This is a genomic window from Inquilinus sp., from assembly GCF_057815775.1.
Map to the genome: position 1 here is coordinate 1 of NZ_JBYRFX010000871.1, position 6,465 is coordinate 6,465.

General features: G+C 70.0%; 6 protein-coding genes. 4 read left to right on the forward strand and 2 right to left on the reverse strand.

Annotation, left to right across the window (positions count from 1 at the left end; translation table 11 throughout):
- Positions 1–810, forward strand: an 810-nt coding sequence (gene argC / locus AC3XYG_RS31350; protein ID WP_489143807.1) for an N-acetyl-gamma-glutamyl-phosphate reductase, incomplete at its 5' end; no start/stop codon positions are given.
- An 8-nt stretch (positions 811–818) separates the two neighbouring features.
- Positions 819–1,370 carry a gamma carbonic anhydrase family protein gene (locus tag AC3XYG_RS31355; RefSeq protein ID WP_489143808.1) on the forward strand — a complete coding sequence of 184 codons (552 nt, stop codon included), beginning with the start codon at positions 819–821 and terminating at the stop codon, positions 1,368–1,370.
- Between the two features lie 181 nt (positions 1,371–1,551).
- Here AC3XYG_RS31355 and AC3XYG_RS31360 read toward each other — a convergent pair whose 3' ends face one another.
- On the reverse strand, positions 1,552–2,571 hold the full coding sequence (locus tag AC3XYG_RS31360) for a lysophospholipid acyltransferase family protein (protein WP_489143809.1): 1,020 nt from the start codon (positions 2,569–2,571) through the stop codon (positions 1,552–1,554).
- Between the two features lie 455 nt (positions 2,572–3,026).
- Here AC3XYG_RS31360 and AC3XYG_RS31365 point away from each other — a divergent pair, with 455 nt between their 5' ends.
- A complete protein-coding gene (locus tag AC3XYG_RS31365) occupies positions 3,027–4,397 on the forward strand; it encodes a tetratricopeptide repeat protein (RefSeq protein ID WP_489143810.1) in 1,371 nt (456 codons plus the stop codon).
- 189 nt (positions 4,398–4,586) lie between these two features.
- Here the strand turns inward: AC3XYG_RS31365 and AC3XYG_RS31370 are convergent, their stop codons facing one another.
- On the reverse strand, positions 4,587–5,321 hold the full coding sequence (locus tag AC3XYG_RS31370; protein ID WP_489143811.1) for a DUF6065 family protein: 735 nt from the start codon (positions 5,319–5,321) through the stop codon (positions 4,587–4,589).
- A 100-nt stretch (positions 5,322–5,421) separates the two neighbouring features.
- On the opposite strand from AC3XYG_RS31370, the gene AC3XYG_RS31375 reads away from it, so the two are divergent.
- The gene (locus tag AC3XYG_RS31375; protein ID WP_489143812.1) at positions 5,422–6,192 is read left to right on the forward strand and encodes a transporter substrate-binding domain-containing protein; all 771 of its coding nucleotides are present in this window, start codon (positions 5,422–5,424) and stop codon (positions 6,190–6,192) included.
- The last annotated feature ends 273 nt before the right edge of the window (positions 6,193–6,465 follow it).

The window sequence follows — 6,465 nt, forward strand, 5'->3', positions numbered from 1 at the left end:
ATCCTGTGCCTGCCCGACGATGCGGCGCGCGAGGCGGTGGCGATGGTCGAGAACCCCGATGTGCGGGTGATCGACGCCTCGACCGCCTATCGCACCGCGGAGGGCTGGACCTATGGCTTCCCCGAACTGGCGCCCGGCCAGGCCGAGGCGATCGCCGGGTCGAAGCGCATCTCCAACCCCGGCTGCTACCCGACCGGCGGCATCGCCCTGCTGCGGCCGCTGATCGACCGCGGCCTGCTGCCGGCGTCCTATCCCGTCACCATCAACGCGGTCAGCGGCTACACCGGCGGCGGCAAGAGCCTGATCGCCCGCTATGAGGCGGCCGATGCGCCTGATACGGCGAAGGTGCCGTTCTTCCTCTACGGCCTGAAGCTGGCCCACAAGCATGTGCCGGAGCTGAAGCGCTGGGCCGGCCTGGACCACGCGCCGATCTTCGTGCCGTCGGTCGGGCGCTACGCCCAGGGCATGCTGGTGTCGGTGCCGCTGCCGCTGTGGTCGCTGCCGAAGCGGCCCTCGGCCGCCGATCTGCATGCGGCGCTGGTGGAGCATTACCAGGGCCAGCCCTTCGTCACCGTGGCACCGCTGGCCGAGGCCGCGGCGGCAGCCGAGCTGGAGCCCGAGGCGCTGAACGGCACCAACACTCTGCGCCTGTTCGTGTTCGAGAACGCGGCGGAGCAGCAGGCGCTGCTGGTCGCCCAGCTCGACAATCTCGGCAAGGGCGCGTCGGGGGCGGCGGTGCAGAACCTCAACCTGGCGCTGGGGCTGGACCCGACCGCCGGGCTGCTGCCGGCGCAGTCGCAGGCGGCCTGAGCCGCGGCATGTCCTCCGGCGCGATCATCCTGCCCTATCGCGACAGGCTGCCGCGCATCGCGGCCGATGCCTTCATCGCGCCGGGCGCGGTGGTGATCGGCGATGTCGAGATCGGGCCGGGCACCAGCGTCTGGTTCGGCTGCGTCATCCGCGGCGATGTCAGCCCGATCCGCATCGGTGCCCGCACCAACATCCAGGACGGCACGGTGGTGCATGTCGCCACGGCGGATGGCCCGACCCATATCGGCGACGACGTCACCATCGGCCATATGGCGCTGATCCACGCCTGCACCCTGGCCGACCGCAGCTTCGTCGGCATGAAGGCCTGCGTCATGGACCGGGCGGTGGTCGAAAGCGGCGCCATGGTCGCGGCCGGGGCGCTGCTGACCCCCGGCAAGCGTGTGCCCGCCGGCCAGCTCTGGGCCGGCAGCCCGGCCCGCTTCGTGCGAACCCTGACCGAGGAAGAAGCGGCGCAGCACCGCAAGCTGTGCGACGGCTATGTCGCGCTCGGCGTCGAATATCGCGCCAACGTTCTGCTGGACGCCGGCTCCGCCCTCTAGAACCTGCTCGCTTGTGGGATGCCAAGCGTCTTCTGCGCTGCCTCTCCCGCCTGGCGGGAGAGGTCGGGCTCGCATCGCGAGACCGGGTGAGGGCCTTGCCCTGGCCTCGACGAAGAACCCTCACCCGGAGCCGCTTCGCGTCTCCGACCTCTCCCGCAAGCGGGAGAGGCAACGGTCTGCTCTAGCCTTCGTCACCACCCGCGGCCAAACTCGCCTTGTAGGCCAGCACGCGCTGCCGCAGCTTGCGGGGGCGCGGCATCATCCAGCGCTTGTGCAGCCACAGCCACTGCTCGGGGCGGCCGCGGACCCAGCGCTCGATCGCCTGGTTCATGGCGATGGTCGCCGCCTCGACGTCGGCCTTGCGGTCGCCGGTGCGCTCGATTGCCAGCGGCGGCTCGAACACTGCGCGGTAGTTGGCGCCGGCGGTGCGTTCGATCCGCACCGGGATGACGGCGCAGCCGAGGTGATAGGCCATGGCCACGGCGCCGGGCGAGGTCATGGCGTCATGGCCCATGAACGGCACCTTCAGCCCGCCATTGTAGCGCTGGTCGACCATCATCCCCAGCACGCCGCCGGCGCGCAGGATCGACAGCGCCTTCTTGGCGTCCGCCCCCTCCATCCGCTTTTCCAGCATGATGGTGCCGACCGAACTGCGGATGCGGTGCAGCAGCCAGCCGACCAGCGGGTTCTTCGGCGGCTTGGCGATGGCGGTGAAGGGCACGCCGTGGTTGGCGGCAACGGCGGCGCCGACCTCCCAATTGCCGAAATGGCCGATCGCCATCACCACCGGCTTGCCGTCGCCGCGCGCGGCCAGGAAATGCTCGATGCCCTCGACCTGCACCCGCTTCGGCCGTTTCGCCTCATCGCGGCGCAGCTGGCCGAGATGCGGGAACTCCGCGATCACCCGGCCGAGATTGTCCCACATGCCGCGGATGATGCGCTGGCGGTCGGTGGCGGACAGTTCGGGCATCACCAGGCTGAGATTGGCGTCGGCCCGGCGTGAGGCGCCGATGCGCGGCCCGAAGGTCCGGCCAACCCAGCCGCCCAAGGCCGAGGCCCCGCCAATCGGCAGCGCCCGCATCAGCCCGTACAGCGCGAAGATCGGCACGGCCTGGAGCACGGTCGCGACCTGGTCCCGCACCTGCGTTCTCAGGCGGCGGAAGCGCTTCGACCAGCCGGCGGGCGGCTTGGGAGTCTCCATGGTGCCGGTGATCTTACTGCCTCGAACATGCGAAAGAACCTCCCGTCGCATCGCACGGCGGCGGCACGGCGAAGGGTCGATGGACATCGCTGATCGCATGAATGTCGGTGCCGTCACCAGATGATTCAACCTTCGGGCGATTCCGCGGTCCTCGCGATGCTTGCATCGGACCCCACCGGGGCCATATGACGGGCCGCCCAAACTCGAAAGGCCCCCAGTCTCGAAAGGATAAGCATATGAAGACGCCCATGCCGCCCAAGGCAGGGCCGAAGCGACGTGACCCGCACGCGCTGATCGCCCGCCGGCTCGGCCACCGGATCGTCAAATCCGAGAAGGTCTACAGCCGCAAGGACAAGCACCGAGGCCCCCGCTCACCCGACGGGGGCTTCGCTGTTTTCGGGCCCTGGCCTCTCGGAATTTCGCTATCCTGGTCCGGCGCTTGAGGAGGATGGGGCATGGGCCTGCGTGACAGCCGCGACGTTCCGGTCTCGACCCGCAGCCGCGCGGCGCTCGACCGCTACGAGGTCGCGGCCGACCTGCTGCACAGCTATATCAGAGACCCCGTGGCCGAGATCGACAAGGCGCTGGCGGAGGATCCGGGCTTCGTCATGGGCCATTGCCTGCGCGGCACGCTGATGGCGCTGGCGACGGAGAAGGCGGCCGAGGCGCCGCTGCGCCAGAGCGTCGAGGCCGCGGAGGCGCTGGGGGCCGGTGCCAATGAGCGCGAACGCGGCCACATCGCGGCGCTGCGGGCCTGGCTTGACGGCGATTTCGCCGGCGCGGTCGACGCCTGGGGCCGCGTGGTCGAAACGCATCCGCGCGACGGGCTGGCGCTGCAGGCCGCCCATATCGGCGACTTCTACCTCGGCCACACCACGCTGCTGCGCGACCGCATCGCCCGGGCGCTGCCGGCCTGGGACGAGAGCGTGCCGGGCTATGGCTATGTCCTCGGCATGCACGCCTTCGGGCTGGAGGAAACCGGCGACTACCGTGCCGCCGAGGCGACCGGCCGCCGCGCCGTGGCGTTGCAGCCGCGCGACCCCTGGGCGATCCACGCCGTCGCCCATGTGATGGAGATGGAAGGCCGGCTGCCAGAGGGCGTCGCCTGGCTGTCCGGCCGCAGCGGCGACTGGGCGCCGGACAACATGTTCGCCTTCCACAACTGGTGGCATCTGGGCCTGTACCATCTCGACCTCGGCGAGATCGACACCGTGCTGCGCCTGTATGACGAGGCGATCCGGCCGCAGCCGTCGCCGGTGGCGCTGGAGACGCTGGACGCCACGGCGCTGCTGTGGCGGCTCCATCTGCGCGGCGTCGATGTCGGGGGCCGCTGGGCGGAGCTCGCCGACAGCTGGGCGCCGATGGCGGAGGACGGCTACTACGCCTTCAACGACATGCACGCGATGATGGCCTTCGTCGCCACCAGCCGCGACGCCGATGCCGACCGGCTGCTGGCGGCCCAGGCCCGGCGGGCGGTGGCGGGTGGCACCAATGCCACGATGACGGCCGAGGTCGGCCTGCCGGTCTGCCGCGCCCTACGGGCCTTCGGTGCCGGTGATTACGGCACGGTGGTGGATCTGCTGGCCCCGGTGCGGGCGGTGGCGCATCGCTTCGGCGGCAGCCACGCCCAGCGCGACGTGCTGAACCTCACTTTGGTCGAAGCGGCGCTGAGCGGCGGCCAGGCGGGGTTGGCGCGGACCCTGGCGGCCGAACGCACCGACGCCAAGCCCGGCAGCCCGTTCAACTGGCACCTCACCGCCAGGGCCTTGCGGCTGGCGGGGGACGAGGTGGGGGCGATGGCGGCGGAAAAACGAGCCCGTGCGTAGGTTGGGTTCGCCCTTGCGAACCCAACATCCGGCAGCCCGAGCCAGTGTTGGGTTCGCGCGCGAATCCAACTTACGAAGTTTACCCCCTTCCGTCATTGCGAGCGCAGCGAAGCAATCCATCGGGCAGCCCGTACCGGCGCCATGGATTGCTTCGTCGGCTTCGCCTCCTCGCAATGACGAAATGGGGTGCTAGTCTTTCGAGAACGGCTTCACCCGCAGCTTGGTCTGGTGCTGCGGTGCCGCCGGGGTGCCGTCGGTGTCCAGGCCGCGGTAATAGCCCTTCTGCCACTTCGCCTCATTGGCGTCGGTGCCGGGCACGCCGAGGTCGGCCAGGAAGTCGCGGCGGCCCTGGTGGAAGGCCCAGTAGCGGGCCTCAAGGTCCGGCTCGTCGGACAGCGGCCGGAACTCCGGCTCCGTCGCCTCGACCGCGTCGCGGGCCAGGGGGAAGAACAGGCAGAACGGTTCGCCGGCCGCGAACTCGACCAGGTGGTTCGGCCGGGTGAAGCGCCAGTTCATGGTGAAGCCGTAGGGCGACCAGTCGGTCTCGACCACGCCGGTCAGGGCGGCGATGCCATCCTTCGCCGCGTTGGTCGGGCCAGAGACCCAGAGATTGGCCCCCGGCTCGGTGCGCAGCAGCAGCGGCACGTGGAACGTCAGGATGCCGGAGCCGAAATGCCCCAGCGCCGGGGCCGGGCCTTCTCCCCCCTCGGCCTCGACGCGCACCGACCCGGGTGCCGTGCCGCCATCCCACCAGGCGCGGAACCCGACCGGGCACAGGATCTCCCAGCCATGGGCGTTGGCGATGTTCAGCGGCAGGCAGCGATAGGCGAAGCCCTCGGGCGTCGCCGACATCCAGTCGCGGGTGGCCGGGGCCGGCCGGATCTGCGGTGGTGCCCCGCCGATGGTGTAGGCGATCAGCTTCATGAGGTGATGGTAGCGGCGACTGGCCGCGCGGACGACCCCTGTTGGTGGCGCCCGATTCGTCCGACTAAGATCGCTCCGGATTCAAGAATCGGGAGGAATCATGCGCCTGCTCGCCGCCGCTCTGCTCGCCATCCTGCCCCTGGCCGCCGCCCGGGCGGAACCGCCGGGCCGGCTCGAGGCCGTGGCCAAGGCCGGGGTGCTGAAGATCTGCACCACCGGCGACTACCAGCCCTTCACCTATCTCGACCCGGCGAAGGGCGAGTATGAGGGCATCGACATCGACATGGCCCGCGACCTGGCCGCGGCGATCGGGGTGAAGGCCGAATTCGTCAAGACCACCTGGAAGACGATGATGGCCGACTTCACCGGCGGCGCCTGCGACATGGTCGTCGGCGGCGTCAGCGTCACCCTGCCGCGGCAGAAGCTGGCCTATTTCAGCCTGCCGATCGACGTCGATGGCAAGACGCCGATCGCCCGCTGCGAGGATGCCGACAAGTTCCAGACGCTGGCGCAGATCGACCAGCCCGGCGTCACGGTGGTGGAGCCGCCGGGGGGCACCAACGAGGCCTTCGCCCGCGACACGATCAAGTCGGCCAAGCTCACCATCTTCCCCGACAACACTAAGATCTTCGACGAGATCCTGGCCGGCCGGGCCGATGTGATGATCACCGATGCCAGCGAGACCCGGCTGCAGCAGAAGCTGCGCCCCGGCCTGTGCGCCGTGCATCCGGACCAACCCTTCACCTTCGCCGAGAAGGCCTATCTGCTGCCGCAGGGCGACGAGGTGTTCAAGGCCTTCGTCGACCAGTGGCTGCACCTGCGCCTGCATGATGGCGGGTACGCCAAGTACAGCGCCGCGTGGCTGGGGTAGGGACAAGCGTTTCCGTTTCGCGTTGCCTCTCCCGCCTGGCGGGAGAGGTCGGGCTCGCTTAGCGAGACCGGGTGCGGGCGGGCCCTGGCCTCGACGAAGAACCCTCACCCGGAGCCGCTTCGCGTCTCCGACCTCTCCCGCAAGCGGGAGAGGCACGCATGATGGAGCCCTTCATCGGAGAGGGCAGGGCACGATCCGGCGCCTGCCCCCGTTCCACTGCTCGACAGGCGGCGCCGGCTGGCGCAATTTGCCGGAGTGTCGTTCCAATCCACC

Excerpts from the sequence above, each read along its gene's own strand:
- AC3XYG_RS31355 (WP_489143808.1), top strand. The coding sequence starts at position 819 with ATGTCCTCCGGCGCGATCATCCTGCCCTATCGCGACAGGCTGCCGCGC.
- AC3XYG_RS31360 (WP_489143809.1), bottom strand. The coding sequence starts at position 2,571 with ATGGAGACTCCCAAGCCGCCCGCCGGCTGGTCGAAGCGCTTCCGCCGC.
- AC3XYG_RS31365 (WP_489143810.1), top strand. The coding sequence starts at position 3,027 with ATGGGCCTGCGTGACAGCCGCGACGTTCCGGTCTCGACCCGCAGCCGC.
- AC3XYG_RS31370 (WP_489143811.1), bottom strand. The coding sequence starts at position 5,321 with ATGAAGCTGATCGCCTACACCATCGGCGGGGCACCACCGCAGATCCGG.
- AC3XYG_RS31375 (WP_489143812.1), top strand. The coding sequence starts at position 5,422 with ATGCGCCTGCTCGCCGCCGCTCTGCTCGCCATCCTGCCCCTGGCCGCC.